General features: G+C 64.1%; 30 protein-coding genes. 15 read left to right on the forward strand and 15 right to left on the reverse strand.

The window, feature by feature from the left end; translation table 11 throughout:
• Positions 1-291 precede the first annotated feature (291 nt).
• Positions 292-591: a hypothetical protein gene (locus FJ951_RS06500; RefSeq protein ID WP_140514030.1), complete on the reverse strand. Its 300-nt coding sequence runs from the start codon at positions 589-591 to the stop codon at positions 292-294.
• Between the two features lie 265 nt (positions 592-856).
• On the opposite strand from FJ951_RS06500, the gene rlmN reads away from it, so the two are divergent.
• Genes rlmN through FJ951_RS06515 form a run of 3 tightly spaced genes read left to right on the forward strand, consistent with a single transcriptional unit; the run spans position 857 to position 2,987 of the window.
• A complete protein-coding gene (gene rlmN / locus FJ951_RS06505; RefSeq protein WP_140492190.1) occupies positions 857-2,092 on the forward strand; it encodes a 23S rRNA (adenine(2503)-C(2))-methyltransferase RlmN in 1,236 nt (411 codons plus the stop codon).
• On the forward strand, positions 2,089-2,538 hold the full coding sequence (locus tag FJ951_RS06510; protein WP_140514031.1) for a hypothetical protein: 450 nt from the start codon (positions 2,089-2,091) through the stop codon (positions 2,536-2,538). The genes rlmN and FJ951_RS06510 overlap by 4 nt, the downstream gene beginning before the upstream one ends.
• Positions 2,535-2,987, forward strand: a complete 453-nt coding sequence (locus tag FJ951_RS06515; RefSeq protein WP_140514032.1) for a hypothetical protein — start codon at positions 2,535-2,537, stop codon at positions 2,985-2,987. The genes FJ951_RS06510 and FJ951_RS06515 overlap by 4 nt, the downstream gene beginning before the upstream one ends.
• A 79-nt stretch (positions 2,988-3,066) precedes the next feature.
• Here the strand turns inward: FJ951_RS06515 and FJ951_RS06520 are convergent, their stop codons facing one another.
• Positions 3,067-3,708: a LysE family translocator gene (locus tag FJ951_RS06520; RefSeq protein ID WP_140492181.1), complete on the reverse strand. Its 642-nt coding sequence runs from the start codon at positions 3,706-3,708 to the stop codon at positions 3,067-3,069.
• Between the two features lie 192 nt (positions 3,709-3,900).
• On the opposite strand from FJ951_RS06520, the gene FJ951_RS06525 reads away from it, so the two are divergent.
• Complete coding sequence (locus tag FJ951_RS06525; protein WP_140492178.1) at positions 3,901-5,124, forward strand: argininosuccinate synthase; 1,224 nt, start codon at positions 3,901-3,903, stop codon at positions 5,122-5,124.
• 184 nt (positions 5,125-5,308) lie between these two features.
• Here FJ951_RS06525 and FJ951_RS06530 read toward each other — a convergent pair whose 3' ends face one another.
• Positions 5,309-6,109 carry a lytic transglycosylase domain-containing protein gene (locus tag FJ951_RS06530; protein WP_140514033.1) on the reverse strand — a complete coding sequence of 267 codons (801 nt, stop codon included), beginning with the start codon at positions 6,107-6,109 and terminating at the stop codon, positions 5,309-5,311.
• Between the two features lie 255 nt (positions 6,110-6,364).
• Here FJ951_RS06530 and FJ951_RS06535 point away from each other — a divergent pair, with 255 nt between their 5' ends.
• From FJ951_RS06535 to rpsP, 6 genes are all read left to right on the forward strand, one after another.
• Positions 6,365-7,462, forward strand: coding sequence for a putative zinc-binding metallopeptidase (locus tag FJ951_RS06535; protein WP_140514034.1), 1,098 nt, complete (start codon positions 6,365-6,367; stop codon positions 7,460-7,462).
• 62 nt (positions 7,463-7,524) lie between these two features.
• A complete protein-coding gene (locus FJ951_RS06540) occupies positions 7,525-8,121 on the forward strand; it encodes a DUF1236 domain-containing protein (protein WP_140492169.1) in 597 nt (198 codons plus the stop codon).
• Between the two features lie 171 nt (positions 8,122-8,292).
• The gene (locus FJ951_RS06545; RefSeq protein ID WP_140514035.1) at positions 8,293-9,258 is read left to right on the forward strand and encodes a type II CAAX endopeptidase family protein; all 966 of its coding nucleotides are present in this window, start codon (positions 8,293-8,295) and stop codon (positions 9,256-9,258) included.
• Positions 9,259-9,547: 289 nt separating this feature from the next.
• Positions 9,548-11,131, forward strand: a complete 1,584-nt coding sequence (gene ffh, locus FJ951_RS06550; RefSeq protein WP_140514036.1) for a signal recognition particle protein — start codon at positions 9,548-9,550, stop codon at positions 11,129-11,131.
• Between the two features lie 7 nt (positions 11,132-11,138).
• Positions 11,139-11,465: a chorismate mutase gene (locus FJ951_RS06555; RefSeq protein ID WP_140492160.1), complete on the forward strand. Its 327-nt coding sequence runs from the start codon at positions 11,139-11,141 to the stop codon at positions 11,463-11,465.
• A 57-nt stretch (positions 11,466-11,522) separates the two neighbouring features.
• Positions 11,523-11,924, forward strand: coding sequence for a 30S ribosomal protein S16 (gene rpsP / locus FJ951_RS06560; protein WP_140492156.1), 402 nt, complete (start codon positions 11,523-11,525; stop codon positions 11,922-11,924).
• Between the two features lie 83 nt (positions 11,925-12,007).
• Here rpsP and FJ951_RS06565 read toward each other — a convergent pair whose 3' ends face one another.
• The gene (locus FJ951_RS06565) at positions 12,008-12,271 is read right to left on the reverse strand and encodes a glycine zipper domain-containing protein (RefSeq protein ID WP_140492153.1); all 264 of its coding nucleotides are present in this window, start codon (positions 12,269-12,271) and stop codon (positions 12,008-12,010) included.
• 277 nt (positions 12,272-12,548) lie between these two features.
• Here FJ951_RS06565 and FJ951_RS06570 point away from each other — a divergent pair, with 277 nt between their 5' ends.
• The gene (locus tag FJ951_RS06570; RefSeq protein ID WP_140514037.1) at positions 12,549-12,956 is read left to right on the forward strand and encodes an ACT domain-containing protein; all 408 of its coding nucleotides are present in this window, start codon (positions 12,549-12,551) and stop codon (positions 12,954-12,956) included.
• A 176-nt stretch (positions 12,957-13,132) separates the two neighbouring features.
• On the opposite strand, the gene FJ951_RS06575 is transcribed toward FJ951_RS06570, so the two are convergent.
• Positions 13,133-14,167, reverse strand: coding sequence for an aspartate-semialdehyde dehydrogenase (locus tag FJ951_RS06575; protein ID WP_140514038.1), 1,035 nt, complete (start codon positions 14,165-14,167; stop codon positions 13,133-13,135).
• 463 nt (positions 14,168-14,630) lie between these two features.
• On the opposite strand from FJ951_RS06575, the gene FJ951_RS06585 reads away from it, so the two are divergent.
• The 3 genes from FJ951_RS06585 (at position 14,631) to FJ951_RS06595 (ending at position 18,067) form a co-directional block, all read left to right on the forward strand.
• The gene (locus FJ951_RS06585; protein ID WP_140514040.1) at positions 14,631-16,493 is read left to right on the forward strand and encodes a DEAD/DEAH box helicase; all 1,863 of its coding nucleotides are present in this window, start codon (positions 14,631-14,633) and stop codon (positions 16,491-16,493) included.
• Positions 16,494-16,609: 116 nt separating this feature from the next.
• A complete protein-coding gene (locus FJ951_RS06590) occupies positions 16,610-17,323 on the forward strand; it encodes a DUF805 domain-containing protein (protein ID WP_140492138.1) in 714 nt (237 codons plus the stop codon).
• A 72-nt stretch (positions 17,324-17,395) separates the two neighbouring features.
• A complete protein-coding gene (locus FJ951_RS06595) occupies positions 17,396-18,067 on the forward strand; it encodes a DUF805 domain-containing protein (RefSeq protein WP_140514041.1) in 672 nt (223 codons plus the stop codon).
• On the opposite strand, the gene FJ951_RS06600 is transcribed toward FJ951_RS06595, so the two are convergent.
• From FJ951_RS06600 to FJ951_RS06620, 5 genes are all read right to left on the reverse strand, one after another.
• Positions 18,057-18,539, reverse strand: coding sequence for a GNAT family N-acetyltransferase (locus FJ951_RS06600; RefSeq protein WP_140514042.1), 483 nt, complete (start codon positions 18,537-18,539; stop codon positions 18,057-18,059). The genes FJ951_RS06595 and FJ951_RS06600 overlap by 11 nt on opposite strands.
• A 4-nt stretch (positions 18,540-18,543) precedes the next feature.
• Positions 18,544-19,647, reverse strand: coding sequence for a 3-isopropylmalate dehydrogenase (gene leuB / locus FJ951_RS06605; RefSeq protein WP_140514043.1), 1,104 nt, complete (start codon positions 19,645-19,647; stop codon positions 18,544-18,546).
• Positions 19,648-19,894: 247 nt separating this feature from the next.
• Positions 19,895-20,245, reverse strand: a complete 351-nt coding sequence (locus tag FJ951_RS06610) for a VOC family protein (protein ID WP_140514044.1) — start codon at positions 20,243-20,245, stop codon at positions 19,895-19,897.
• A gap of 14 nt (positions 20,246-20,259) precedes the next feature.
• Positions 20,260-20,643 carry a RidA family protein gene (locus tag FJ951_RS06615; RefSeq protein ID WP_140514045.1) on the reverse strand — a complete coding sequence of 128 codons (384 nt, stop codon included), beginning with the start codon at positions 20,641-20,643 and terminating at the stop codon, positions 20,260-20,262.
• A 111-nt stretch (positions 20,644-20,754) separates the two neighbouring features.
• Positions 20,755-21,858: a saccharopine dehydrogenase family protein gene (locus FJ951_RS06620; protein ID WP_140514046.1), complete on the reverse strand. Its 1,104-nt coding sequence runs from the start codon at positions 21,856-21,858 to the stop codon at positions 20,755-20,757.
• A 126-nt stretch (positions 21,859-21,984) separates the two neighbouring features.
• On the opposite strand from FJ951_RS06620, the gene FJ951_RS06625 reads away from it, so the two are divergent.
• A complete protein-coding gene (locus FJ951_RS06625; RefSeq protein ID WP_140492118.1) occupies positions 21,985-22,413 on the forward strand; it encodes an Lrp/AsnC family transcriptional regulator in 429 nt (142 codons plus the stop codon).
• A gap of 45 nt (positions 22,414-22,458) precedes the next feature.
• Here FJ951_RS06625 and FJ951_RS06630 read toward each other — a convergent pair whose 3' ends face one another.
• The 5 genes from FJ951_RS06630 to FJ951_RS06650 form a co-directional block, all read right to left on the reverse strand.
• Positions 22,459-22,713 (reverse strand): DUF1344 domain-containing protein, encoded by a 255-nt coding sequence (locus FJ951_RS06630; RefSeq protein ID WP_140492115.1) that lies wholly within the window; start codon positions 22,711-22,713, stop codon positions 22,459-22,461.
• Between the two features lie 200 nt (positions 22,714-22,913).
• A complete protein-coding gene (locus FJ951_RS06635) occupies positions 22,914-24,284 on the reverse strand; it encodes a HAMP domain-containing sensor histidine kinase (protein ID WP_140492112.1) in 1,371 nt (456 codons plus the stop codon).
• Positions 24,281-24,964: a winged helix-turn-helix domain-containing protein gene (locus tag FJ951_RS06640; RefSeq protein WP_140492109.1), complete on the reverse strand. Its 684-nt coding sequence runs from the start codon at positions 24,962-24,964 to the stop codon at positions 24,281-24,283. The genes FJ951_RS06635 and FJ951_RS06640 overlap by 4 nt, the downstream gene beginning before the upstream one ends.
• Before the next feature lie 103 nt (positions 24,965-25,067).
• Positions 25,068-25,778: a hypothetical protein gene (locus tag FJ951_RS06645; protein ID WP_246671688.1), complete on the reverse strand. Its 711-nt coding sequence runs from the start codon at positions 25,776-25,778 to the stop codon at positions 25,068-25,070.
• A gap of 118 nt (positions 25,779-25,896) precedes the next feature.
• Positions 25,897-26,154 (reverse strand): hypothetical protein, encoded by a 258-nt coding sequence (locus FJ951_RS06650; RefSeq protein WP_140514048.1) that lies wholly within the window; start codon positions 26,152-26,154, stop codon positions 25,897-25,899.
• Positions 26,155-26,215: the final 61 nt, after the last annotated feature.

The raw sequence follows: 26,215 nt of genomic DNA on the forward strand, positions 1-26,215 counted from the left end.
GAGCCCCAGCCCTAACACAGGCATGGCCTCGATCAAGCGTTCGCATCAGACGTGAAATGGAAGACGGACGTGGAGCAAAAGTCCATGGCTGCGGTTTGGCACCATGAACAAGGAACCATGAGTTATGCCGGTTCGGCGCAATGATCGTCGTTTCCGCATTGATCATGAGACACCCTCAACACCGACAGGTGGATATCTCGACCTGCGTGTGCTGAGTGGTCTGCGGGAACAAGGCTCGGATGGGCTTCCGCCGACCTTCGAGCCGGCGGGAATATCGATCGACGGCAGGCCTCACATGGCCATTTTTTCGCATTCCGCCTGAGCCTTCTTGGTCGACGTGTCGATCATGAAGGCTTTGCCCTTGGCGTCGGTCATCATCATCATGCAGTGCTTGATCGGCTTTGCCATCTTCATCATCTCGGCACTCATTTTCGCGTCCGGCGTCATGGTGCCCATATGCCCGTCCGACATGATTGCCGTGACTTGCCCTGCCTTCATCATGGTCATTGTGCCCATCGCGTCTTCGGCAAATGCCTGCGAGGCGGAAAGGCCGACGAAGCCGGCAATGACGGCGAGCTTGATAGAGTTCATCGTGCATACTCCCATTTGTCGGGGCATGGTTGCCCATTCAGGGTTCGAACGCGCGGTGAGAACCGTTACTTCAACACGATCAAGTGATCCGTTTTCGGGCGAAAAGCACGGACCGCAGGTCTGACCGGCCGGCGCATCTGTCAATCGGTCGGCACACGGATCGCCTCGCCATCGCATGACTCCGCCGCCAAGCTGTGCTATGGGCCGCGCTTCATATCCGGCCGATGGATGAAATCGGCAGCAAACCGCTTATATCAGTGCAACCATGACCCTTTCATTCGACCTCACCGCCGAAGGCGCCCGCGACGCGTTGCGCGCCCGCGCGATACAGCCGGAAAAGCCGTCGCTGATCGGCCTGACGCGCGCCGAACTGGGCGAGGCGCTCGTCGCGTCCGGCATCGTGCCGGAGCGCCAGGCAAAAATGCGTGCACAGCAACTCTGGCACTGGATGTATGTGCGCGGCGTCTCCGATTTCGCCGGCATGTTCAACATTTCCAAGGATCTTCGCGCCGAACTCGACAAGCATTTCACCGTGGCGCGGCCCGAGATCGTCGAGGAGCAGGTCTCCGCCGACGGCACGCGCAAATGGCTGTTCCGCTTCCCGCCGCGCGGCGCCGGCCGCCCGGTCGAGATCGAGACTGTCTACATCCCCGAGGAAGGCCGCGGCACGCTCTGCATCTCCTCGCAGGTCGGCTGCACGCTGACCTGCTCCTTCTGCCACACCGGCACGCAGAAGCTGGTGCGCAACCTGACTGCCGAGGAAATCCTCGCCCAGTTGCTCACCGCGCGCGACCGGCTCGGCGATTTCCCCGACCGCGACACGCCCGACGGCGCCATCGTGCCGGCCGAGGGCCGCAAAGTGTCCAACATCGTCATGATGGGTATGGGCGAGCCGCTCTACAATTTCGAGGCGGTCAAGAAAGCGCTGCTGATCGCTTCCGACGGCGACGGTCTTTCGCTCTCCAAGCGCCGCATTACCCTGTCGACCTCCGGCGTGGTGCCGGAGATTTTCCGCACCGGCGAGGAGATCGGGGTCATGCTCGCCATCTCGCTGCACGCCACCAATGACGATCTGCGCGACCTTCTGGTGCCGATCAACAAGAAATATCCGCTCAAGGAGCTGATCGCCGCCTGCCGCGCCTATCCCGGCCTGTCGAACGCCAGGCGCATCACCTTCGAATATGTGATGCTGAAGGACGTCAACGATTCCCTCGACGATGCCAAGGCGCTGGTCAAGCTGCTCAGGGGCATTCCGGCCAAGATCAACCTGATCCCGTTCAACCCCTGGCCCGGCACCAACTACCAGTGCTCGGACTGGGAGACGATCGAGAAATTCGCCGACTACATAAACAATGCCGGCTATGCCTCGCCGATCCGCACGCCGCGCGGCCGCGACATCCTCGCCGCCTGCGGCCAGCTCAAATCGGAATCGGAACGCATGCGCAAAGTCGACCGGCTGGCGCTGGAAGCCATGATGATCGCGGGGCACGGCGAGGCGTGAGGCGTCTCGTCGCCGGGCTCAAGCGCTTCGTCATCATAGCAGTCGGCTATATCGCCGCCGTGCTGACCTCGATCCTGGTGCCTGTGCTGCTGATCGCTCTTCTGGAAGGGCTCGAATATGGCAACTGGTCCATCGTTTTCGCGTTCGACTGGCTGGTTTCCTTCCCGCTCGCGGTAGTGACAGTGGCGGTCTGCGCGTTGTTGATCGTCGGCCCCGCGATCTTCATGGCCGAACGCTTGTCGCTTCGGGGGTGGTTCTACTTCGCGGCCACGGGCGCGATCACGTCCATCGCATTCGGGGTTCTTGTCCCGGGCTCGGCCGGAGGGTTTGTTTTCAACCCGGGCTTTCTCGGCTTCCTGGCCACCGCCGGCATTGCCGCCGGTTCGGTCTACTGGTTTCTGGCCGGGCGCAAGTCCGGCCATCCCATGCGCCGGGATCCGCAATGACCCGCCTCGTCGCCTATATCGTGCGCCTTGCCGTCATCCTGTTCGGCTATGCCGTCGCCGCGCTGGCGGCGAGCGCGTTCCTTAATGTCCTGTTCCTGGCCTCGCTCGGCTACACGCCGGCGCATGCGGAGCCGGCGGCGACCGCCTCGCTCTATTTCTCGATCCCCTTCGTCGCGCTGTTTGCCGCCTATTTCGCCTTCATGCCGGCGGCCCTCGCGATTCTGATCGCCGAGATCCTCGGCCGGCGCGATTGGCTGTTCTATGCGCTGGCCGGTGCGATCGTCGCCGCCGTCTTCCTCGGCTTCGCCGACCAGATGGGCGATACGCCATTCGCCATCACCGAGCCGCGCGCCATGGCCGCCGTCATCGGCGGCGGCATGGTCGGGGGCATTTTCTATTGGCTCAGCGCCGGGCGCTGGGCCGGAAGCTGGTGGAAAGCCGAACCCTGACCTCGAACCGAGCGCCCGCGTAAGCAGGGAGCTTTGCTGACCTCCGGTTCGGAAGAGATCAGCAGCGAACAGCAAAATCCTACTTCGCCTGGGCAGTCAGGATTTTGAGCGCGAACGCGGAAAACACGCCGGCGAAGAGATAGTCGACCACCCGCGTCACGCGCGGGCTGGCCTTCATCGCCGCCGAGAATTTCTCCGCCGCCAGCACCATCGGGGTCGTCACCGGGGTCGAGAGCACCACGAACATGGCGCCGAGGAAGAACAGCTTTCCCGGCGCGTGCGGATCATGCGCGGAGACGAATTGCGGCAGGAAGGTCATGAAGAACAGGATGATCTTCGGGTTGAGCAGGTTGACGCCCAGCCCCACCATCCAGCTCCGGAACAGCGAGATTTGCGGGCCCGTCTTCTTCTCCGGCGAGAAGGCCGAACCCTTGGTGATCGCCTGCCAGGCCAGGAAGACGAGATAGCCGGCGCCGAAGATCTTCAGCACGAAGAAGGCCATCGGCGAGGCGACGATCAGCGCCGAGACGCCGACCACCACCAGCGTGGTGTGGATCAGCGTGCCGCACAGCGCCCCCGCCATCGAGGCGAAGCCTGCGGCGCGGCCCTGGCTCAGCGTGCGCGAGACGAACAGCGTCATGTCCGGCCCCGGCGTGATCGCCAGGATGACCGTGGCGATGGCGAACTGGATCAGCGTTGCGGTGTCGGGAATGAAGGACATGGTAGGCCCGTTGACTTTCGATACGCAGCTATAATGAACGGGGCCTGCCGTTGCCAGCGGCTGTGCGACGGAAAGGATGATCCAGCTGTCCCGTATGCCTGTTTCTCCGCGCCTTGCCCCGTTCATCCCTTGCGGTGACCGGAAACGGCGTGATACCTCGCCGGCCGAGAACTCTTGTCGCGGAAACAGCAAATGTCGAAAACAAAAGACGTCAAGAAGGTCGTGCTCGCCTATTCCGGCGGCCTCGACACATCAATCATCCTGAAATGGCTGCAGACCGAGCTCGGCGCCGAGGTCGTCACCTTCACCGCCGACCTCGGCCAGGGCGGCGAATTGGAGCCGGCGCGCCGCAAGGCCGAGATGATGGGCATCAAGGACATCCGCATCGTCGACGTGCGCGAGGAATTCGTTGCCGACTTCGTCTTCCCGATGTTCCGCGCCAACGCCGTCTACGAAGGGACCTATCTGCTCGGCACCTCGATCGCCCGGCCGCTGATCTCGAAACACCTCGTCGAGATCGCAAAGGAGACCGGCGCCGACGCGATCGCCCACGGCGCCACCGGCAAGGGCAATGACCAGGTGCGCTTCGAGCTTTCGGCCTATGCGCTCAATCCCGATATCAAGGTCATCGCGCCCTGGCGCGACTGGTCGTTCAAGTCGCGCACCGACCTCATCAACTTCGCCGAGCAGCACCAGATTCCGGTGCCGAAGGACAAGAAGGGTGACGCGCCGTTCTCGGTCGACGCCAATCTCCTGCATTCCTCTTCCGAGGGCAAGGTGCTTGAGGACCCGTGGAGCGAGCCGCCGGAATTCGTCCATCAGCGCACCGTCTCGCCCATGGACGCGCCGGACAAGGTCACCGAGATCGAGATCGAGTTCCTGAAGGGCGATCCGGTCGCGCTCGACGGCAAGAAGCTGTCGCCGGCAACCATGCTCGCCGCCCTCAACGATCTCGGCCGCGACAACGGCATCGGCCGGCTCGACCTCGTCGAGAACCGCTTCGTCGGCATGAAGTCGCGCGGCGTCTACGAGACCCCCGGCGGCACCATCCTTATCGCTGCCCACCGAGCCATCGAATCGATCACGCTCGACAGGGGAGCTGCCCACCTCAAGGACGAGTTCATGCCGCGCTACGCCGAACTCATCTACAACGGCTTCTGGTTCGCGCCCGAGCGGCTGATGCTGCAGACGATGATCGACAAGAGCCAGGAGGATGTCGAAGGTACGGTGCGTCTGAAGCTCTACAAGGGCAATGTCATCGTTACCGGCCGCAAGTCGAAGAAGACGCTCTATTCCGACGCGCTGGTGACCTTCGAGGACGACCGCGGCGCCTACGACCAGAAGGACGCCGCCGGCTTCATCCGCCTCAATGCGCTGAGGCTGCGGACCTTGGCGGCGCGCAACCGCCGGGACTGACCGCTCTACCGGTCAGCGAACACGAAACCCGGCAACGCGGCCGGGCTTTCTGCTGAAAAGCAATTCCAGGAAAGTGTGTACGGTTTTCCCGAGAAAAGCGCGCAGCGCTTTCCCTTGGGAATTGCGCAAAAACAAAGACATGAGCGGTTCGCCGTTTCCGTGAAACGGTGAACTGCCCTAACGATCACTCGCCATCGATCGCCGTGGCGATACGGGCGATGGCCTGTTGATAGACACTCGCCGAGTTCCAGCCGGCAATTGCACCCATATTCGACTGAGCACTCGCGCCGGCCTGCCAACCGTGCGCCTTGAGGAAGTTGGCCGTGGATGCCAGCGCGGTGCTCTTGTCGCGCAGGTTTCCGCTGCCCACCCCATATTTCAGGACATTTCCGGGCAGGAACTGCGTGTGGCCGATCTCGCCATGCATGGCCCCGACCGACGAGGCGGTCAACGTTCCGCGATCGACCAGCTTCAGCGCCGCAATGGCATGCGGCTGAAAGTAATCCGGACGGCGGCAGTCATAGGCAAGCGTCAAAATGGCGGACACCGTGTTCTGGTTGCCCATGGAGGCGCCGAAGCCCGTCTCCATGCCCCAGATGGCAAGCAGCACGCCCGGCGAGACGCCGTAGGTCCGTTCGATCTTGTCGAACAGCGCCGCATTCGATTTCTTCAGCGCCCGGCCCCTGGAAATGATCGCCGCCCCGCCGCGGCGCTTCATGAAGGCTTCCACCGAGCCGCTGAAAGCCTTGTGGATGGCGCGGTCCGCGGAAATGGTCCTGGTCGCGTAGGTCGCGCCGGCCAGGGCGGCCAGTCCTCTCGAACCCACGCCCTCGGCCCTGGCCTCCGCTGCGAAGTCCTGCTTCCAGGCATCGAAGCCGGCTCCGGTCTTGCCACAGCTGGCCGCCGCCTGTGCGCCCGTCGCCAGCGCAAGCATCGCCACCACAGTGGCCGCTGCAAACATCTTACCTTTGGCAAGAAATGCCATGTTGTTCTCTCCTGGTTGCCTGAATCACGTCCCGGCCGGAATTTGCCAGTGAAACGCGCACTTGTCACTGTCGCGCGCGCAAGCTGGCCAATGGAAGGGAATTTGCCTACGATCAAGCAAATATTGTGGCAAGAACCACCCATGGCCTGACGATCCTTGCGCCATGTTGCTCAATGACGTCACAGTCGGGAACGACGTCTGTCGGCCGGCGTTTTGCACGACGCGCCTTCCCCTGTTCCCTGGTCCGAGACCGAGATGAAACTCTTCGACTGTCCTCATTGCGGCCATCGTCTCTATTTCGAGAACGCCCGGTGCCTGAACTGCTCCAGTGCCGTGCTCTATGATCCGCAGCGCGCCTGCTTTGCCCTGTCCGGTGCCGACGGCGGCTCCCCATGCGCCAACGCCGACGAATGCGCCTGCAACTGGATGGCCGAGCCGGGACAGCCCTTCTGCCGCGCCTGCGCGCTCAACCAGCTGATCCCGGACCTCTCCGTCGACGGCAACCGCCGCCGCTGGATACGCGTCGAGGCGGCGAAGAAGCGCGCGGTCTATTCGCTGCTGGCTTTCGGACTGCCGGTGACGCCCAAGCGGAACCCCGCCGACGAGGCCGGCCTTGCCTTCGACTTCCTTGCCGATCCGATCGGCGGCGGCCCGGGCGGCGAGCGCATCCTGACCGGCCACGACAATGGCCTGATCACCCTCAACGTCGCCGAAGCCGACTCCGCCGAGCGCGAAAGGCGGCGCGTTGAAATGGGCGAGAATTATCGCACCTTGCTCGGCCATTTCCGCCACGAACTCGGCCACTACTACTGGGACCGGCTGATCCGCGACGATCCGCAAAGGCTTGACGCCTTCCGCGCGCTGTTCGGCGACGAGCGCACCGGCTACGAGCAGGCATTGAAGAACCACTATGCCAATGGTGCCCCACCCGACTGGCAGCAACGCCACATCTCGCCCTATGCCACCTCCCATCCCTGGGAGGATTGGGCCGAAAGCTGGGCCCACCATTTGCACATCACCGACACGCTGGAAATGGTCCATGCGCTGAACTTCCCGCTCGGCCGTCTGGAGACGGTGGAAGCCAACGAATTGCCGCAGGGCGACACCGGGGGCGTATTGCAGGCGGCGCCGTCCGAACCGACGCCTCCTCCCGAACCGTTCGAGAAGATCCTGTCGCGCTGGCTGGTGCTGTCGGAAGCCTCCAATTCCATCAATCGCTGCATGGGTCTGCCCGACCTCTACCCTTTCGTCATCTCGGATGTCGCGGCGCGCAAACTGGCCTTCGTTCACGACCTTCTGACCGGCCTGCCGCAAGAAACGGGAACAAATCGTGAGTTGGCTTCAACATTTTAGCTGGAACGCATGCGCCGCTCTCCCGTTTTCGCTGCCGAGGGACCATGAAACGGAGAGAAACCATGAAATCCGTATTGTTTCCCGCGGTCGCCGGAATGCTCGCGCTCTTCTCGGGCGCCGCCATGGCCGACACCCCCGTCTCCGCGATCACCGATCTCAACGTCCGCGCTGGCCCGGGCCCGCAATATCCTGTCATCGGCGTGCTCGCCGCCGGCCAGTCGGCGACGCTCAATGGCTGCATCGAAAACAGCAAATGGTGCACCATCGCCGAAGCCGGTGGCCAGGGCTGGGTTTATTCGGACTATGTGACGGCTGATTTCGGCGGCAACCGGGTCGTGTTGACGCGACGTCCGCTCGGCTCCAGCGTCGCCGTCGTGTCGCCGCCCGAGGGCTATTCCACCGATTACACCGGCTCGATCATCGCCGGCGAGCCGGTCGAGGACGCCATCCCGCAGCCTCCCGCCGAAGTCAGGACCTATGTCGACACGCATCGCGTCGACCCTGTCTATCTTGAGGGCGAGGTGGTCACCGGGGCCGTTTTGCCCGAGAGTGTCGAACTGCGCGAGATCCCCGATTACGATTACCGCTACGTCTATGTGAACGGCCAGCCGGCGCTGATCGACCCGCAGACGCGGCGCATCGTGTATGTGGTGCGTTGAGGCGGATAGGACACGGGGTTAATCATCGGAGCATGCCCTCGCCTGCCGGCAGGCAGGCGAGGGCGGCGCGAATGCGCCGGAGGCTGGCGGGGCGTATCGAACAGGAATGATTGCGCAGAACCGCCCGATCCCATAGATCATGCGACGCGAAGCACCAGCTTGCGAGAGAGCGTGATATCGGACCCTGCCGCCTTCGAGCACTATCGAAACACAGCCAACGAAAAGACGACCCTGCCGCGCCTGCTTCTCGGGACCGGGATCGTCGTCCTGTTCTGGGCCGCGTCGACGGGGGTCGTGCTGCTGGGCGGCACCTATGCCTTTTTCGCCTGGCGGACAGCGCAAGGCGCGGCTGCGCCCGCCGGCGGCATGCAGGGTTTCCTTGCGTCGCCAATCGGCATTCTCACCGCGCTCGCGTCTTTCGCCGGCATCTGGATCGGCTTGTGGATCGCCATGCGCTGGGTGCATGGCGAGAAGCTGTCGGCGCTCCTCGGCAACAGCCGTCGCATTTCGCGCTCGGGTTTCGTCAAGGGACTGGTCGCGGTGTTGGTCACTTCGCTCGTGTCCGAGGTCCTGCTCTACCTGATGCAGCCCGAGATCGCGCGCGGCTCCATCGCCCTGTCGTCCTGGCTGCTGTTCCTGATCCCGATCCTCGCGCTCACTTTTCTGCAGACATCATCGGAAGAGGTGCTGTTCCGAGGCTACCTGCTGCGCGGTCTTGCCTACCGGTTCAGGAGCCCGTTCGTCTGGGCACTGCTGCCGGGCCTGCTGTTCACCTCGCTGCACTGGAGCGCGAGCGCCTCGGCCGCCATCAATGCCTGCGTGCTGGTCTCGATCGCCGCTTTTGCACTGCTTCTGACGCTTGTCGTCTATGCCACCGGCAATCTCGGCGCGGCCCTCGGCGCCCATCTCGGCAACAATCTGACCGGCTTCCTGCTGATCTCGCATCAGGAGAGCTACAATTCCTTCGCCTTGTTTACCGCCAGACCACTCGAAGGGCCGGGCTGGGCGACGTCGGACGCGGTCCTCATCGCCATGATCGGCATCGCCTGCAGCCTGCTGACGGCCCTGCTGCTTTTGCATCCGCGCTCGCCGCTGAGCGCCTCGGCCGAACCTGCAGACGGAACGAAGGCGACCTGATTGCTGCGCGGGGAGACCGGCGGAACGGTCCTTGTCTTGACTCCGCGGCCGTTTTCCTGTCTACAGCCCCGAATTCCGCGACGAGTATCCCTCCGAGCAAGCCGACCAGGACGCCGAAGCCTCTTTGAGGCCAAGTGCTGTAAACAGATCCTGGAGGCCAACACCCGGCAGCGCTGTGCGCCCCCGGGTGCTTTTTGGTTTTGGCTTTTGCTTGCCACGAGACTTGGACACTTGGCGCGAACGCATTACCTCTCGGGCACCATCCGGTTGCCAGGGAAAAGGAAACAGAATGTTTGAATCACTTCAGGAGCGCCTTGGCTCCATCCTGAACGGCCTGACAGGCCGCGGCGCGCTGTCGGAGGCGGATGTCTCGGCGGCGCTCCGCGAGGTGCGCCGTGCGCTGCTCGAGGCCGACGTGGCGCTGGAAGTGGTGCGCTCCTTCACCGACAAGGTGCGCGAGAAGGCGGTCGGCGCGGCGGTGCTGAAGTCGATCAAGCCCGGCCAGATGGTCGTCAAGATCGTGCATGACGAGCTGGTCGACATGCTCGGCGCCGAAGGCGTCGCCGTCGACCTCAACGCACCGGCGCCCGTCGTCGTCATGATGGTCGGCCTGCAGGGTTCCGGCAAGACGACGACCTCGGCCAAGATCGCCAAGCGGCTCACCGAGCGTCAGAACAAGAAGGTCCTGATGGCCTCGCTCGACACGCGGCGCCCCGCCGCGCAGGAGCAGTTGCGCCAGCTCGGCGAGCAGGTCAAGGTGGCGACGCTGCCTGTCGTCGTCGGCCAGAACCCGGTCGATATCGCCAAGCGCGCCGTGCAGGCGGCCAGGCTCGGCGGTCACGACGTGGTCATCCTCGACACTGCCGGCCGCACCCATATCGACGAGCCGCTGATGGTCGAGATGGCCGACATCAAGAAGGTGTCGGGCCCGCACGAGATCCTGCTGGTCGCCGACTCCTTGACCGGCCAGGACGCCGTCAACCTTGCCAAGAGCTTCGACGAGCGCGTCGGCATCACCGGGCTGGTGCTGACCCGCATGGACGGCGACGGCCGTGGCGGCGCCGCGCTCTCGATGCGCGCCGTCACCGGCAAGCCGATCAAGCTGATCGGCACCGGCGAGAAGATGGACGGGCTGGAGGAATTTCACCCCAAGCGTATCGCCGACCGCATTCTCGGCATGGGCGACATCGTTTCGCTTGTCGAAAAAGCCGCCGAGAACATCGACGCCGAGCAGGCGGCGGCGATGGCCAAAAAGATGCAGTCGGGCAAGTTCGACCTGAACGACCTCGCCCAGCAGCTTCAGCAGATGTCGAAAATGGGCGGCATGGGCGGCATCATGGGCATGATGCCCGGCATGGGCAAGATGAAGGACCAGATGGCCGCCGCCGGTCTCGACGACAAGATGTTCGGCCGCCAGCTCGCCATCATCTCCTCGATGACCAAGGCCGAGCGCGCCAACCCCGACATTCTCAAGCACTCGCGCAAGAAGCGCATCGCCGCCGGCTCCGGCACCGACGCGGCCGAGATCAACAAGCTCTTGAAGATGCATCGCGGCATGGCCGACATGATGAAGGCGATGGGCGGCAAGGGCAAAGGCGGCGGCCTGATGCGCGGCATGATGGGCGGGCTCGCCTCCAAGATGGGTCTCGGCGGCATGATGCCCGGTGGCATGGGCGGCATGCCTGACCTCTCCAAGATGGATCCCAAGCAGCTCGAAGCCTTGCAGAAGCAGGCGCAGGCCGCCGGCATGAAGGGCCTGCCCAGCGGCCTTCCCGGCGGCGGTGGCCTGCCCGGCTTGCCCGGCGGCATGAAGCTTCCCGGGCTTCCCGGTCTCGGCGGCGGTGGCCTGCCTGGCCTCGGCAAGAAGAAGTGAGGACGCGATGAACGAGGAAAAGGACATGGCGGACGCCCGCACCATCCTGGCCGGCTACCGTGCTTCGATCGACAACATCGATGCCGCCCTCATCCACATGCTGGCCGAGCGCTTCCGCTGCACCAAGGCGGTCGGCCTGCTCAAGGCCGAGCATGGCTTGCCGCCGGCTGACCCGGCGCGCGAGCAGCAGCAGATCGCCCGTCTTCGCCAGCTCGCGGACGATGCGCATCTCGACCCGGATTTCGCGGAGAAATTCCTCAATTTCGTCGTCCGCGAAGTGATCCGCCACCACGAACAGATCGCCGCTGCCAACGGCGTGACGAAAACCGGCTGAAGACAAAGATTTAGCCGCAACCCTACCAACGAAATCAGAGCTTTTAGGAGATAAGAAATGGCACTGAAGATCAGATTGGCCCGCGCGGGCTCGAAGAAGCGTCCCTACTACCACGTCGTCGTCGCCGACGCGCGCTCGCCGCGCGACGGCCGTTTCATCGAGTCGCTCGGCTCGTGGAACCCGCTGCTGCCGAAGGACGGCGAGCGCGTCAAGGTTGACGCCGAGCGCGTCAAGCACTGGCTGTCGCACGGCGCCCAGCCGACCGACCGCGTGCTGCGCTTCCTCGATGAGGCCGGCCTCGCCAAGCGCGACGCCCGTTCCAATCCGAAAAAGGCCGAGCCCGGCAAGAAGGCACAGGAGCGCGCCGCGCTTCTGAAGAAGGCGCAGGACGACGCCGCTGCCGCCGTCGCGGCGGCTGCGGCCGCGCCGGCCGAGGCGGAGCCCGCCACGGCCGAGTAATCGATCACCGATCGTCTTTTTCGAAACGGCGGGCCCTTAGCCCGCCGTTTTCTATTTCGAATTCATTGTGCGGATGCTGCCGCTCAATAGCCGCTCGGGCAACGATCGACATAGACATGGCCGCGGCTGTCGCGATAACGGCAGCGGCCCGGTTCGCTGGCCCGCCCGATCAGCGCGCCGGCTACGGCACCGACCGCGCCGCCGACCACGGCGCCCTGGACGGGATCGCCCGCCACCGCCGCGCCGACCGCTGCTCCGCCCAGGCCGCCGACGGCCGCGCCTTTTTCCGTCTGCGAACAGGCGCCAAGCGCTGCCGTCAGCACCAGAATGGTCATGATTTTCTTCATTGTCGTTCCTCTCTCACGGGGATCGCCGTCCTCGCCGCCATGTTCCTAACTCCCAGGCGGCCGATTTGATCCCTAGACATTGAAGGCCGGTGCTTCGCCGCGCCTGCCAAGGCCATGCCGATCTCCGGCAAGCATTTGAAATCGTTGATGTTCTCACGCCGCAGCGCAGTTCTCTCGCCGGGTTGTCCGTGCAGCGCGCCGGCGTGGCTATCGGCGCGCTTCGGTCGCGTATATGAAGAGCCGGCGGGCGTGGCCCCTCAGACCAAGAGCAGGCAATATGGCCGGAGAGACAGATCTGAAGACATTGCTGGCGTCGATGACGCCGCAATTGATTGCCGGCATCCATGTCTTCGCCACGCTACCGGCGGGTGTATCGGTTCCGGAAGGACTCGAAGCGGTCATGCTGTTTCGCGAACGCGAAGGCACGACATTGATCCTGCTCGAAGACGAGGCGCAGGCAGCCGGGCTGGAAGCCGTTTTCCGCTGCCGCATGATAACGCTGAACATCCATTCGTCGCTGGAAGCCGTCGGCTTCCTCGCCGCCATCACCGCACGCCTCGCCGCCGCCGGCATGGGCGTCAATCCCGTCTCCGCCTTCTATCATGACCATCTGTTCGTGCCGGTCGACCGGGCCGAGGAAGCGATGAGGTTGCTGCGGGAACTGGCGGCGGAAAATCGGACATAGGCCGGCGCCCCCCTCATCCGCCTGCCGGCACCTTCTCCCCATATAAGGACGGGGGGAAGGTGAGCTAACGGCCGAAGGCCGAGCCCGCGACTGCGGGCCGCCGGTCGTCCGGCGCCCTCGCGGAGGGCCAGCCGCGGCAGCGGCGGTGCGGCCCGCGAGCGAAAGCCAAACAGCCGTCAGGCTGCCTTCTTCTTCGGCTGGATCAGGCCGCGCTCGACCAGCAGTTCGGCGATCTGCACTGCGTTGAGGGCGGCGCCCTTGCGCAGATTGTCGGAAACGATCCACATCGACAGGCCGTTGTCGATGGTCGAATCCTCGCGGATGCGCGAGATGAAGGTGGCGTCCTCGCCGGCCGATTCCAGCGGCGTGATGTAGCCGCCGTCCTCGCGCTTGTCCAAGACCTGGCAGCCCGGCGCCTCGCGCAGGATGTCGCGCGCCTCGTCGGCGGTGATCGGGTTCTCGAACTCGATGTTGACCGCTTCCGAATGGCCGATGAACACCGGCACGCGCACGCAGGTCGCCGTCAGCTTGATCTTGGGATCGAGCATCTTCTTGGTCTCGGCGACCATCTTCCACTCTTCCTTGGTGAAGCCGTCATCGAGGAAAACGTCGATATGGGGGATCACGTTGAAGGCGATGCGCTTGGTGAACTTCTTGACGTCGACCTGGTCGGCGACGAACACGGCGCGGGTCTGCGTGAACAGCTCGTCCATGCCTTCCTTGCCGGCGCCCGACACCGACTGGTAGGTGGCCACGACGATGCGCTTGATGGTGGCCGCGTCATGCAGCGGCTTCAGCGCCACGACGAGCTGCGCCGTCGAGCAGTTCGGGTTGGCGATGATGTTCTTGCGGGTGAACAGCGAGATCGCATCCGGGTTCACTTCCGGGACGATCAGCGGCACGTCGGCGTCGTAGCGGAAGGCCGAGGAATTGTCGATGACGACGCAGCCCTGCTTGCCGATCTTGGGTGACCATTCCTTCGAGACATTGCCGCCGGCCGACATGATGCAGATGTCGGTGTCGGAAAAGTCGTAGGCGTCGAGTGCGCGGACCTTCAGCGTGCGGTCGCCGAACGACACTTCCGTGCCCTGGCTGCGGCGCGAGGCAAGCGCCACCACTTCGCTGACCGGAAAACCGCGCTCTTCCAGTATGTTGAGCATTTCGCGGCCCACATTGCCCGTGGCGCCAACTACCGCAACCTTGAAACTCATAAAGATCTCCTATCCCTCTCCGCTTGGTTGTTGGAGAAAACCCGCCGGCCAGGTGCGGGTTCCGTCCCCCGGGCCGAACCCGGGAGAGGGTGGTCAGGCCAAGGGAATCACACCGTTTTGGTGGTGGTTTTGGCCGTTACTTTGCTGGAACGGGGGGACGCGCCGAAACGCCCGGCGCAATGATGCTCATTGCGGCTGGGGGCATCGAATGCAAGAAGAGCCATCAAAAGGCCGCGCATCGAAAAACGATCCCGTTCGAAGCGGGCTTTTACGCGGTTTGCGGCAGGAGTCAATCAGTGGTGTTTCTTCCTTCCCTCCTTGCGGGAGAAGGGAAGGCGGTGCCGCCTGCCCTGTACAAGAGCGGCGCCAGCAAGTACGAACGGGCGAGATCGTCTGGCTGGCGCTGCGCCAGCCCTGTATGTGCTCCATGATGAGCGCAAGCCCTGAATTCCGAAAGAGTGAGATGTCCAACTTCGAAGCACTTGTTCCTGCGCTGGCAAAGGCGCTGGAAAAACGCGGCTATGCCGAACTGACGCCGGTGCAGAAGGCGGTCCTGGAACTTGGCCAGGCCGACGCGCTGGTGTCGGCGCAGACCGGCTCCGGCAAGACGGTGGCCTTCGGCCTTGCCATGGCGCCGACGCTCCTCGGCGGCGCCGACCGCTTTGCCCATGCCGCGGCCCCGCTGGCGCTGGCGGTGGCGCCGACGCGCGAGCTGGCGCTGCAGGTGACGCGCGAACTGGAATGGCTCTACGAGCTGACCGGCGCCACGGTCGCCTCCTGCGTCGGCGGCATGGACATGCGCACCGAACGGCGCGCGCTGGAGCGCGGCGCCCATATCGTCGTCGGCACCCCCGGTCGGCTGCGCGACCACATCACGCGGAACTCGCTCGACATGTCGGCGCTGAAGGCGGTGGTGCTGGACGAAGCCGACGAGATGCTCGATCTCGGTTTTCGCGAGGACCTGGAATTCATCCTCGACGCCGCCCCCGCCGAGCGCCGCACGCTGATGTTTTCGGCCACCGTGCCGCGCTCCATCGCAACCCTCGCCCAGGGCTATCAACGTGACGCCGTGCGCATCTCGGCCGCCGGCGAGGAGAAGCAGCATCTCGACATCGAATACCGGGCGCTCAGCGTCGCCCAGGCCGATCGCGAGAACGCCATCATCAATGTGCTGCGTTTCTACGAGGCGAAAAACGCGCTGGTGTTCTGCAACACCCGTGCCGCCGTCAACCATCTCACCGCACGCTTCAACAACCGCAATTTTTCAGTCGTCGCGCTCTCGGGCGAGCTCAGCCAGAACGAACGCAGCCACGCGCTGCAGGCGATGCGCGATGGCCGCGCCAAGGTCTGCATCGCCACCGACGTCGCGGCGCGCGGCATCGACCTGCCCAATCTGGAGCTGGTCATCCATGCCGACCTGCCGACCAACCCGGAAACGCTGCTGCACCGAAGCGGCCGCACCGGACGCGCGGGTCGCAAGGGCGTCAGCGCGCTGATCGTGCCCAACAGCGCCCGCAGGCGAACCGAACGCCTGCTGGCGAGCGCAAAGCTGACCGCGACATGGGCAAGTCCGCCATCCGCCGACGACGTGATCCGCCGCGATGACGAGCGCATCCTTGCCGATCCCACCTTCGATGAACCGGTGAAGGACGACGAACGCGGCTTCATCGACGCGCTTCTCGCCAAGCACGGCGCCGAGCAGGTGACGGCCGCCTTCGTGCGGCTGTGCCGCTCGAGCCGCTCGGCGCCAGAGGATCTGATGGACGTCGCGCCGTTCACGCCGTCGCGTGAAAGACCGGCGGGCGAAAACTTCGCGCGCCGCGACGAGGCGCCCAGCCGCCGCGACGATTTCGGCGCCAGCGTCTGGTTTTCGCTGTCGGTCGGGCGCCGGCAGAATGCCGAGCCACGCTGGCTGATTCCGATGCTGTGCCGCACCGGCAGCATCACCAAGCGCGAGATCGGCGCCATCAAGATGCAGCCGGAAGAGACCTTCGTGCAGATCGCCGCCGACTGGGCCGACCGTTTCCTCGCCGCCGTTGGTCCCGACCGCAAATTGCAGGGTAACATCGTGGTGAAACGGCTGGACGGCATGCCGGACCTGTCGCGCGCCGGCTACCAGCCGCCAGGTCCGGACAAGAAACCGCATCGCGGCAAGGCGCCGTTCGACCCGAACGCGCCGAAGCGCAAATTCGAGAAGCGCGCGCCGGCTGGCGACCAGCGCCCCGCCGCATCTGACGCGAAGCCCTGGGCGAAAAAGCCGGGCAAGCCGAAATTCGACAACGCCGGACCGCCGAAACCCAAGAAGGCGAAGAAGCGGCCGAGCTGAGGTCTCCCGGCCATGCCGTCACGATGGCTGCCGCGCCAGCCGTCGCATTTTCATGCTGCCCCTTGCGATCCGCCGGAACTTTGAACAGTCTGGTCGGGCGTTCGGGGGATCGGGGCATGCGCGGCGAAGTTCTTCACTATGACGAGACCCAGGGCTTCGGCTTCATCACCGGGGCGGATGGTGAGCGCTATACTTTCGCGCGTGAGGATCTGCGCCGCGAAATCGCAATTGCCCGAGGCACGGCCGTTGAATTCCAGCCCGGCGGCGGCCAGGCGCGCGACATCTTCCCGGCCGGCGCCCAATCCGCGCCTCCAACCGGCGTGGCCGCCGGCGCCCATGCGCGAACCGGTGCGTCCGTCTCTTCCGCTGCTCAAATCGCACAGCCGCGGCATTTTGGCCGCGCCGCCAGCACCGGGCCGGCCGAGCCCGGCCTGTGGGGTTATTTCTGGCGCGGCATCACCGAGAATTATTTCAACTTCACCGGCCGCGCCCGCCGCAAGGAATACTGGGCCTATTGCCTGTTCTGGTTCGTCGCGCTGCTGGCAGTGACCGGCATCGGCATTTTCGCCGATGCCGCGATGGGCAATCTCGACGACGCTGAAATGCCGGCGGTGACGATTGGCCTGTTCGGCCTTTTCCTACTTGCGACCTTTCTGCCTGGCCTCGGCATGACCGTGCGTCGTCTGCACGATATCGGCCTGACCGGCTGGCTTTTCCTGGTGATCCTGATCCCCACCATCGGCAGCCTGATCATCCTGGTCTTCGCGCTCATCCCGACCCAGGCCCGGGAGAACCAGTGGGGACCGGTGCCGGCGGGCGCCAGAACGTAGCCCTGCGTGCGTATTGCAATTACGTGCAACTTTAAGTAGCGTCTCGCGACGCAATGTGAAATGGGGCAGAGCATGCGCGGGACGGTGTTCCACTATGACGAAGGCCAGGACTACGGTTACATCAACGGAACCGACGGCAAACGCTACATCTTTTCCCGTATCGATTTCAGCCTGGAACTGCCCCTCGGCAAGGGTACCCTTGTCGAGTTCCAGCCGGGCGACGGCACGGCGCACAACATTGTCGCCACGGCCTCGGCCGCATCGTCGTCAACCACCAGTCAGCCACGGCAGACCAGCCGTTCTGCCCGAAGCCGTCCCGCCTACTCCACAGGGCTGTGGGCTTATTTCTGGCGCGCGGTGATCGCGGATTATGGTAATTTCACCGGACGCTCCCGCCGCAAGGAATTCTGGGCCTTCTGGCTATTCTACACCCTCGGGGTGCTCGCGCTTTTCGGCTTCGGGATACTTGTTGAACTGGCGATCAACGGCTTCGAAACCAACGCGGACAGGACGCCGATGGGGTTCATAGGGTTCATACCCCTACTGGTTTTCTTTTCGGGATTGATCCTGCCTTGCATTGCGCTCCTCGTACGGCGTGCGCATGACGCCGGCCTGAGCGGCTGGTTTGCCCTGCTTTGCTTCGTCCCGCTCATTGGCGGCATCGCCGTGCTAGTCTTCGGGCTTATGCCGCCTCAGCTGGGCGAAAATCCTTGGGGACCGGTGCCGGCGGGCGTCAGGGTCTGACCGCCCCCAGCGCCTCGCCCGAAAGCCTGAGAAAGATCTTCTGGCCGTGGCGTTCGGCGCCAAGCCGGTCGTAGAAGCGCAGCGCGCCTTCGTTCCAGTCCTCGGTGGTCAGGTCGATGCGGCCGATGCCGTGGCGCCGGCAATGGTCGGCGAGAAAGCCGACCAGCGCCCGGCCGACCCCAGCGTTGCGAGCCTTGTCGCGCACGAACAGATCCTTGAGGAACAATAGCCGCTCGAGGTCGATGCCGGGATGCGCGATCGCTACCGACGCCAGGCCGCTGATCTCGGCCCCGATGAAGGCCAGCGCGAAATGCGGATAGGCCGGGCTTTCCTCATCCAGCCATTTGCGTGCCGCCGACAAGGCGCGCTCGTGGTCGAGCGGCGGCTGCCGGTAGTACACCGCCATTTCGCACAGCATCGTGGCGAGCGCCGTCGCGTCGCCGGTCGTCGCCCAGCGGACGGCGATCATCATGGGCTCAGCCCAGGAACTTGGCGATGATCGCGTCGCTCATCTCGACGGTGCCGACCTCGGTCATGCCGGCGGAGAGGATGTCCTTGGTGCGCAGCCCGTCGTCGAGCACGGCGGCGATTGCCGCTTCGAGCTTGTCGGCTTCATCGACCATGGCGAAGGAATAGCGCAGGCACATGGCGAAGGAAGCGATCATGGCGATCGGGTTGGCGATGCCCTTGCCGGCGATATCGGGCGCCGAACCGTGCACCGGCTCGTAAAGCGCCTTGCGCTTCTTGGTCTTGGCATCAGGCGCGCCGAGCGAGGCGGAAGGCAGCATGCCGATCGAGCCGGTCAGCATGGCGGCGATATCGGACAGCATGTCGCCGAACAGGTTATCGGTGACGATGACGTCGAACTGCTTGGGCCAGCGCACCAGTTGCATGCCGCCGGCATCGGCCAGCATGTGGTCGAGCTTGACGTCGGAATATCGGGCCTTGTGGGTCTGGGTGACGACCTCGTTCCACAACACGCCGGACTTCATGACGTTGCGCTTTTCCATCGAGGTGACATGGTTCTTGCGCGTGCGCGCCAATTCGAAGGCGACGCCCGAAATGCGCTCGATCTCGAATGTGTCGTAGACCTGGGTGTCGATGCCGCGCTTCTGGCCGTTGCCGAGATCGATGATCTGCTTGGGCTCGCCGAAATAGACGCCGCCGGTCAGTTCGCGCACGATCAATATGTCGAGGCCTTCGACCACCTCTTGCTTCAGCGAGGAGGACGCCGCCAGCGCCGGATAGCAGATCGCGGGCCTGAGATTGGCAAACAGCTCCATGTCCTTGCGCAGGCGCAGCAGGCCGGCCTCGGGGCGAACCTCGTAAGGCACGGCATCCCATTTCGGACCGCCGACGGCCCCGAACAGCACGGCGTCGGCGGCAACAGCCTTTTCCATGTCGGCATCGGAAATCGCGGCACCATGTGCATCGTAGGCGCAGCCGCCGACCAGCCCCTCGTCGGTGGCGAAGCCGCTGCCGAGCTTCTCGTTCATGGCCGCTATCAGCTTCTTGACCTCGGCCATGGCCTCGGGGCCGATGCCGTCGCCGGGAAGCAGGAAGAGATGTTTCGAAGCCATGGAGAGCCGTCCCAGAAAGAATGCGTTTCGATTTGCACAGCATCCTTCGCGCGCCAATGAGGCGCGCGGCGCTGTGCGACCGCGGCCTTGCTAACCGCCAAGCGGTTGCGACGCAAGGAGGAACAATTGCCGAAGGCGGCTAAGTGCGTAATCTCCCCCTTTGAGGGGGAGATGGCCGGCAGGCCAGAGGGGGGCGCTCCCGCCGACATTTCCAGGTCTGCAGTCGCCTCGGCGCTTTGCAGATGTTTCATCGATGCGAGAGAATGTTGACCAGCCGGTCGAAAGGATCGCGCACATAGAAGCGCCGCACGCCCCAGGGCTCGTCGGCCGGCCCGTATTCGATGGCGAAGCCGGCTGCCTTCATGGCGTCGAGTGCGGCATCAACATCGTCGACCTCGATCGACAGGTCCGGCACCGGCGTGCCCGACCCGCCTTGCGCCATGAAGCTGACCTGCACCTGCATCCTTTCCTCGGACCCGTAGGTGACGATCCAGCCTTGATCCATGAGCACATCGAGGCCGAGCACGTCATGGTAGAAGCGCCTCGCCGATGCCGCGTCCTTTGTTTCGATATTGGCTACGATGCGCCGCACCTTCATGGCATTGGCCCTCCTCAGTCTGTGCGCCGAAGCGCCGTCACCTCGATTTCGATCTTCATCTCCGGTCTGTTGAGCTGGCACACGATCATCGTCGCCGCCGGCCTGATCTCGCCGAACGCCTCGCCGAGAATGGGGAACACCACGTCGACGAAGGCCTGGTCGGTTATGTAGTAATGCGCGCGCACCACATCCTCCATATCGAAGCCGCCGTCCCGCAAGGCTTTGGCGATGGTTGCCAGGCAGTTGCGCGTCTGGGCCTCGACTGTTTCCGGCATCGTCATCGAGGCATAGTCATAGCCGGTCGTGCCGGACACGAAACACCAGTCGCCCTGCACCACGGCGCGCGAATAGCCGGCGGTCTTCTCGAAGGGCGAACCGGTGGAGATCAGCTTTCGCATGGCATCCTCGCAAAGGGGTGTTGGCAACCACTTTGCGGGCAAAAGCCTCGCGCGGCCATAGGCCAGACGGAGCTGGCCGTTGTCCCGATGACCTTGATCGTCCGCTGGGCCTCAGCTCGCCAGCCGGCTGACCATCTCGTGCTGGGCGTAGGCCCGGCCGAAGCGGTTGGCGAGGAAGGCGTCGAGCGCGATGTCCTCCTGCTTGACGAAGCCGGTCGCCGGCAAGGTACCGTCGGCCAGCATGTCGAGCACGGCGCAGATTCCGGATGCCGTGGTGATCTGGATGGCGCTGCGCACCGTCTGGCCGACCCGCTTCGAATAGATCTTGTTGGCGTAGGTCTCCTGCAGCAGGCGGCCGTTCTTGCGCCCCGAGACGGTGACGAAGACGATGACCACGTCCTGCAGCGTCGCTGGCAGCGCGCTTTCGAAAATGTCCTTCAACACCTCGCGGCGGTGACGCAGGCCGAGATCGTTGAGCAGCGCCTTCATGATGGCGGCGTGGCCGGGATAGCGGATGGTGCGATAGTTGAGCGTGCGCACCTTGCCCTTCAGCGTCTCGGCCAAAGTGCCGAGCCCGCCCGAGGTGTTGAAGGCCTCGTAGGTTACCCCGTCGAGCGAGAATTCCTCGCGCTCCTCCAGCGGCGGCACCTCGACCAGCTCGCCCTCGACGATCGCCTCGCAGGGCTCGCAATATTCGTTGATGACGCCGTCGGTGCTCCAGGTCAGATTGTAGTTCAGCGCGTTCGAGGGATATTGCGGCAGCGCGCCGACCCGCATGCGCACGCTTTCCAGCGTGTCGAAACGGCTGGCGAGATCGTTGGCGACGATCGAGATGAAGCCCGGCGCCAGCCCGCATTGCGGGATGAAGGCGCTGTTGGCCGAACGCGCCAGTTCCTTCACGCGCCGGGTCGAGACGACGTCCTCGGTGAGATCGAGATAATGCACGTCGGCGCTTGCGGCAGCTTCGGCGATGCGCGTGGTCAGATGGAAGGGAGCGGCGCTGAGCACCGCGAATTTTCCGGCGAGCGCAGCTTCCAGCGTGCCCGCGGCCGCGATGTCGAGTTCGAGCGTCTCTACTCCGTCAGGCAATTCAGCCGCGGCAAGCTGCGCGGCCGAGCGGTCGACGAGGGTGACATGATAGTCCCTGGTTGAAAACAGCATCTCGGCAATGGTCGAGCCGATCTTGCCGGCGCCGACGACAACAATTTTCTTCATGACCCGGTTCCCTCGCCCGACAGTTGATTTGTCCCGCTACAATCGCGGCTTGCCGGACGAAAGGAAGCGTGGAATTATGCGAAATGAAGCACAGTTTCTATCAATATGCCGACCAGGTTCGTTGAAATGCTGAGTGATGCCGACCAGGCCCTGCTTGCCCTGCTGCGCGAGAACGCCCGCGCCTCGACCGCCGCGCTGGCGCGCCGGCTCGGCGTGTCGCGCACCACGGTGCAGAGCCGCATCGAACGGCTGGAGCAGCGCGGCATCATAGCCGGCTACGGCGTCAAGCTTGCGCCCGATTATGAACAGGGACTGGTGCGGGCGCATGTGCTGCTCACCGTAACGCCCAAGCTCGCCGACAAGGTGGTGCGCAGCCTGCGCGCCCTGGCGCCGGTCAGGACGCTGCATTCGGTGAGCGGCAATTTCGACATGATCGTCATCGCCGACGCGCCGTCGATCAAGGACCTGGACACGCTGCTCGACCAGATCGGCGCCCTCGAAGGCGTCGAACGGACATCGTCGTCGATCATCCTGTCGACGCGGATCGATCGGTGATCACCGGTGAAAAACCGGGCCGCAGGCGGCCCGGTCGTGCCGCCTTTACTTGGCAGGCTGGATGTTCGAGACCAGCGATTTGCCGGATTTCGTCGAATAGGTGACGATCACCTTCTTGCCGGGCTTCAGCGTCTCGACCTCTATGCCCTCCGGCAGGTTCAGCGTCTTGCCGTCGGCCAGCGTGATGGCGTCGCCCTTTGCATCGACATTGACGATGGTGCTGGTAACCGTCCTTGCAAGGGCTGCCGTCGAGGATGCGGCCGCCAGCACTGTCGCGGCGGCGATGACGAATTTCCTCATGGTCTTTTCTCCTAACGCTTGTTGTGGTGCCGAAGTGGTTCGGCATCGAGGGGTCGGAACGATTACAGTTGCCGCCCCGCTTCCCCCGGATCGAGAGAAGATCGGTCGATCCTAGCGAGGCGAGTTGTCGGGCAGCTGGCCGGCGCCTTACGGATCCGTAAGACCGGGATGACGGACAGAGGATCCAGGTCTATCGCCGGCTAACCCGACGCCAGCGGGAAACTCACCATCACGGCGAGACCCGGCCGGCAGTCCTCAAGCGTGATCGATGCGCCGTGCAGGTCGGCGATGGCCCTAACGAGGCTGAGGCCGAGGCCGCTGCCTGGCGTCGAGCGGCTGTGGTCCAGCCGGTAGAGCCGCTGGAACACTTTTTCACGCTCGTACGCCGGGATGCCAGGACCGTTGTCGGCGACTCTGGCCAGGATATGCTCGTCCCGGCGTTCGGCCGACAATTTGATCGCGGTGCCGGGCGGGCAATGGCGCAGCGCATTCTCGACCAGGTTGGCGAACATCTGCATCAGCAGCTCGCGATCGCCATGGATCCGGTCCGTCGTCCCGTCCAGCCGCTGCGACGACAGCGACTTGCAGTCGTCCTCTGCCACCTCGGTGTAGATCTCGGCGATGGTTTGCAGAATCTCGCCGAGATCGACATCGGTAAAGCGCGCCTTGCGCGCGCCAGCCTCGATCTGTGCAATTCTAAGCAGCGCGTCAAAGGTCTCGTTGATCTGGTGACCCTCCGCGCGCGCGTCGGCCAGGTCGCCGGAGACATCCTGATCCTGCGCCGCCTTGTCGGCCGCGCCCTCCAGAATCATCTGCAGCCGATTGAGCGGCGTCTTCAGATCGTGCGCAATGTCGGCGCTGACCTGCTTCATGCCTTCGACCAGCGCCGACAGACGATCAAGAGCCGCATTGACCTGATTGGACACGACGTCGATGTCGTCGCCATTGCCGGTCAGTGGAATGCGGGTATCCAGCCGGCCATGCGAGACATCCACCATAGTGGCGGCAATGCCGTCGAGCCGGCGCTGAACGCGCGAGGCGAGCAAGGCGCCGCCGGCCACCGCCAGCCCGGCGATGATCAGCGTCGCCCAGCCGAAGCTCATCAGTATGATAGTTTCCAGTTCCTCCGTCTCGGACAGGCTGAAGGCGATCGTCAGATTGTTGCCGCCAATCGAGCCGGAATAGGCACGGTATTGGGCACCGGCCGGCACACCGGGCATTTTTGCGTCGAGCATCGAGAACCCGTCGGGAACTCCAGCCGCGGTGAAGTTGCCGGCCAGACGGTTGCCGGCCGCGTCGGTCAGCGAAAAGAGCTGTTCCTTCTTGGAGCTGAGCTGCGAATGACTCTCGACCGTGGCGATCAGGTCCTCGAGGTCGCTCTCGGTATACGTTGCGGCGACGACCGAGTAGGTTTCCCTGATGGTTTCGTCGAGCCGTCCCGCAAGATCGGCGCTCATCATCCGGTAGACGATGGCGCCGGACAGCACGAAAGCCAGCATGAACAGGAAGGCGAACGTCAAGGCGAGCCGGAACGGCGTGCTGCGCGGCAGCCGGGACCATGTCGCGGTCATGGTGAAAGCGGTGCGTGCAGGCTGTAGCCGGTATTGCGGACCGTATGGATGAGCTGGGTTTCGAAAGGCCTGTCGATCTTGGCCCGCAAGCGGCTGATATGGGTCTCGACGACGCTGGTCCTGGGATCGAAATGGAAATCCCAGACGCGCTCCAGGAGCATGGTGCGGGTGATCACCCGGCCCTCGCCGCGCATCAGCACTTCCAACAGGCTGAACTCACGCGGTTGCAGGTCGATCGGCTGGCCCTGCCTGGCAACGCGGCGCATGATCAGGTCCATTTCGAGGTCGGCTACCCGCAGAACGGTCTTCTGCTCCAGTGCGGCCGGCCTGCGGCCGAGCGCATTGATGCGGGCAAGCAATTCGGAAAAGGCGAAAGGCTTGACCAGATAGTCGTCGCCGCCAGCCTCGAGGCCCTCGACACGGTCGTCGATGCCGCCGACGGACGTGAGAAAGATCGCCGGCGTGCGCACGCCCGCCGCACGGACCGCCTTAACCATCGACAGGCCGTCGAGGCCTGGGATCATCCGGTCGGCCACGATCACGTCATAGCCGCCGCTGGTCGCGGCGAAGAGCGCGTCGTGCCCGTTGCGCAATAGGTCGCAGACATGGCCGGCCTCGGTCAGGCCCCTGACGATGTAGTCAGCCGTCCTGTGGTCATCCTCGACAAGAAGAAGTCGCATCGCTGTTCCGGTTGATTGCCGATGTTGGGAACAGGCTAGCACCGGCGTGGGTCCGTTCCTAGGATGGCACGTGGCCGGTAAGCTCGGCTGCGCTTGTCCGGCGTCAGTCCGATTCCAGCAAGATCTCGTCGGCATCGTCTGCGGTCTTCTTCAGCGTCATGTAGAGAACCAGGGCAATGATGCAGCCGAGGAAGATCAGGCTGGTGAAGGTGGTGCCGAAACCGAGGCCGCCATATTCGACTGGCTGCGACAGCAGATCGCCGAAGGAGGCGCCAAGTGGCCGCGTCAGGATATAGGCGAGCCAGAAGGCGAGAATGCCGTCCAGATGAAGCAGGTAATAGGCACCGGCGATGACCGCGATTACGCCGCCGAACAGCAGGCCGGTCGTCAGGTAGCCCATGTCGAAGCTCTCGGCGACGAGATCGCCGGCGGCGGTGCCGAGCGAGAAGGTGAACAGGATCGCCAGCCAGTAGAAGATCTCGCGCCGGGTGGTGAAGATGGTGTGGATCGACAGCGTCCGCTCGCTTGCATACCAAACAGCGAATGTGGCGGCGAGCATGACGGTGAAGGCGATCGTGGTCGTTTCGAGACGCACGCCGAAATTGTCGACCAGATTGTCTGATATCAGCGTGCCGACGACGCTGATCAGCACCACCGCCAGCCAGTAAGCCCAGGGCACGTAGCGTTTCTGGGCGAACTGGAGGGCAAGGGCAACGACTAGGACGCCGGTCATGATCAACGACGTGGCGGTCAGCCCAAGGCCAAGGTTGACGGCGAGATAGTCAGCCGCCGTCTCGCCCATGGTCACCGCCATCAGCTTGATCAGCCAGAAATCGGCGGTGACGTCCGGGACCCTGTGTGGGTCGATCCGGCGGGCTTTTGCGCGTTGGAAGTGAGCATGGCGGATGTCCTGCGGTTTGTGATTCGCGGACTTACTTGCCTATGACCTTCATGGCCTGGGCGAAGAAGTCGTCGGCGCGCTTATCATCGTCGGCATTGCAGCGTTCGATGCCCTGGCTCTCCAGTTCCGAGACCTTCGCCTTGTCGGAGGCGCCGAGCTTAACCGTAGCCTCCGCCGCGCGAAGAGCCTTCAGTGTGTCCTCGCAAGGTGCGGTGGCGGCGAAAACGGGCGAGATCGAAGCCGAGACAGCGAGGCTGCCCACCGCAATGGCAAGTGCAAATCTTCTCATCAAACCAGTCCCTGTCCGATGCCGGTGGTCCGGCGGCCATAGTTGATGTCGGCCCATGGCG

This window comes from Mesorhizobium sp. B2-2-3 (assembly GCF_006442405.1).
Taxonomy (GTDB): Bacteria; Pseudomonadota; Alphaproteobacteria; order Rhizobiales; family Rhizobiaceae; genus Mesorhizobium.

Coding starts and splice junctions, on each gene's coding strand:
- FJ951_RS06650 (WP_140514048.1), bottom strand. CDS start 26,154: ATGAGAAGATTTGCACTTGCCATTGCGGTGGGCAGCCTCGCTGTCTCG.
- FJ951_RS06520 (WP_140492181.1), bottom strand. CDS start 3,708: ATGTCCTTCATTCCCGACACCGCAACGCTGATCCAGTTCGCCATCGCC.
- FJ951_RS06535 (WP_140514034.1), top strand. CDS start 6,365: ATGAAACTCTTCGACTGTCCTCATTGCGGCCATCGTCTCTATTTCGAG.
- FJ951_RS06625 (WP_140492118.1), top strand. CDS start 21,985: ATGCTGAGTGATGCCGACCAGGCCCTGCTTGCCCTGCTGCGCGAGAAC.
- FJ951_RS06635 (WP_140492112.1), bottom strand. CDS start 24,284: ATGACCGCGACATGGTCCCGGCTGCCGCGCAGCACGCCGTTCCGGCTC.
- FJ951_RS06555 (WP_140492160.1), top strand. CDS start 11,139: ATGAACGAGGAAAAGGACATGGCGGACGCCCGCACCATCCTGGCCGGC.
- rpsP (WP_140492156.1), top strand. CDS start 11,523: ATGGCACTGAAGATCAGATTGGCCCGCGCGGGCTCGAAGAAGCGTCCC.
- FJ951_RS06610 (WP_140514044.1), bottom strand. CDS start 20,245: ATGAAGGTGCGGCGCATCGTAGCCAATATCGAAACAAAGGACGCGGCA.
- FJ951_RS06540 (WP_140492169.1), top strand. CDS start 7,525: ATGAAATCCGTATTGTTTCCCGCGGTCGCCGGAATGCTCGCGCTCTTC.
- FJ951_RS06645 (WP_246671688.1), bottom strand. CDS start 25,778: ATGGCGGTGACCATGGGCGAGACGGCGGCTGACTATCTCGCCGTCAAC.
- FJ951_RS06595 (WP_140514041.1), top strand. CDS start 17,396: ATGCGCGGGACGGTGTTCCACTATGACGAAGGCCAGGACTACGGTTAC.
- FJ951_RS06600 (WP_140514042.1), bottom strand. CDS start 18,539: ATGATGATCGCCGTCCGCTGGGCGACGACCGGCGACGCGACGGCGCTC.
- FJ951_RS06525 (WP_140492178.1), top strand. CDS start 3,901: ATGTCGAAAACAAAAGACGTCAAGAAGGTCGTGCTCGCCTATTCCGGC.
- FJ951_RS06530 (WP_140514033.1), bottom strand. CDS start 6,109: ATGGCATTTCTTGCCAAAGGTAAGATGTTTGCAGCGGCCACTGTGGTG.
- FJ951_RS06565 (WP_140492153.1), bottom strand. CDS start 12,271: ATGAAGAAAATCATGACCATTCTGGTGCTGACGGCAGCGCTTGGCGCC.
- FJ951_RS06585 (WP_140514040.1), top strand. CDS start 14,631: ATGTCCAACTTCGAAGCACTTGTTCCTGCGCTGGCAAAGGCGCTGGAA.
- ffh (WP_140514036.1), top strand. CDS start 9,548: ATGTTTGAATCACTTCAGGAGCGCCTTGGCTCCATCCTGAACGGCCTG.
- FJ951_RS06640 (WP_140492109.1), bottom strand. CDS start 24,964: ATGCGACTTCTTCTTGTCGAGGATGACCACAGGACGGCTGACTACATC.
- leuB (WP_140514043.1), bottom strand. CDS start 19,647: ATGGCTTCGAAACATCTCTTCCTGCTTCCCGGCGACGGCATCGGCCCC.
- FJ951_RS06590 (WP_140492138.1), top strand. CDS start 16,610: ATGCGCGGCGAAGTTCTTCACTATGACGAGACCCAGGGCTTCGGCTTC.
- rlmN (WP_140492190.1), top strand. CDS start 857: ATGACCCTTTCATTCGACCTCACCGCCGAAGGCGCCCGCGACGCGTTG.
- FJ951_RS06515 (WP_140514032.1), top strand. CDS start 2,535: ATGACCCGCCTCGTCGCCTATATCGTGCGCCTTGCCGTCATCCTGTTC.
- FJ951_RS06615 (WP_140514045.1), bottom strand. CDS start 20,643: ATGCGAAAGCTGATCTCCACCGGTTCGCCCTTCGAGAAGACCGCCGGC.
- FJ951_RS06575 (WP_140514038.1), bottom strand. CDS start 14,167: ATGAGTTTCAAGGTTGCGGTAGTTGGCGCCACGGGCAATGTGGGCCGC.
- FJ951_RS06630 (WP_140492115.1), bottom strand. CDS start 22,713: ATGAGGAAATTCGTCATCGCCGCCGCGACAGTGCTGGCGGCCGCATCC.
- FJ951_RS06620 (WP_140514046.1), bottom strand. CDS start 21,858: ATGAAGAAAATTGTTGTCGTCGGCGCCGGCAAGATCGGCTCGACCATT.
- FJ951_RS06500 (WP_140514030.1), bottom strand. CDS start 591: ATGAACTCTATCAAGCTCGCCGTCATTGCCGGCTTCGTCGGCCTTTCC.
- FJ951_RS06570 (WP_140514037.1), top strand. CDS start 12,549: ATGGCCGGAGAGACAGATCTGAAGACATTGCTGGCGTCGATGACGCCG.